Source organism: Paucibacter sp. TC2R-5 (assembly GCF_025717605.1).
GTDB classification, from domain to species: domain Bacteria; phylum Pseudomonadota; class Gammaproteobacteria; order Burkholderiales; family Burkholderiaceae_C; genus Paucibacter_A; species Paucibacter_A albus.
In genome coordinates this window covers 1-481 of the sequence record NZ_JAJIRQ010000040.1, presented here as the reverse complement: position 1 = coordinate 481, position 481 = coordinate 1, and the positions used below count along the sequence as shown (strand labels likewise).

Here is a 481-nt window from a genome sequence, read left to right as displayed (position 1 = left end):
GCGGCGTGCGCCGACGCCAAGGCGCTGCTTGCCAGCAGCGTGATCAAGAAGCGAGAAAACCAATTCATGGTGGTGACTCCGGTGAGTGCAATAGGGTGAGGTCGCGTACAGGCGCAGATCAAGCGGGGCGCGGCACGCGGCGGATTTCAGCCTCCGGCTTGTTGCCCGCCTTGGCTGCCTTGGCCGACTGGGCTCGCCGCGCCGCGTCGATCGCAGCGGCGAGTTGCTCGGTGCCGACGGCCCCACGGAACATCACATCGCCGACGACGATGGCCGGCGTGCCCTGGATGCCCAGCCGCTCGGACAGCACGCGTACCTCACCGAGCTGGCGGTTCACTGCCACCACGTCCACCGGTTTGAGGCCGAACTGGCGGCCGATGACCTGCAGGCTGGCCGCGTCGATGGACTCGGCGCTCAGCAAAGCCTTGTGCACCTGCTGCGCCGTGGCGCCCTTGCCCGCCGACAAGGCCAGCTGCGCCGC

General features: G+C 68.8%; 1 protein-coding gene. It reads right to left on the bottom strand.

From position 1 onward, the window contains the following. Nucleotides 1–118: 118 nt before the first annotated feature. A partial coding sequence (locus LNV08_RS22980) for a hypothetical protein (RefSeq protein ID WP_263536067.1) occupies nt 119–481 on the bottom strand: 363 nt, incomplete at its 5' end.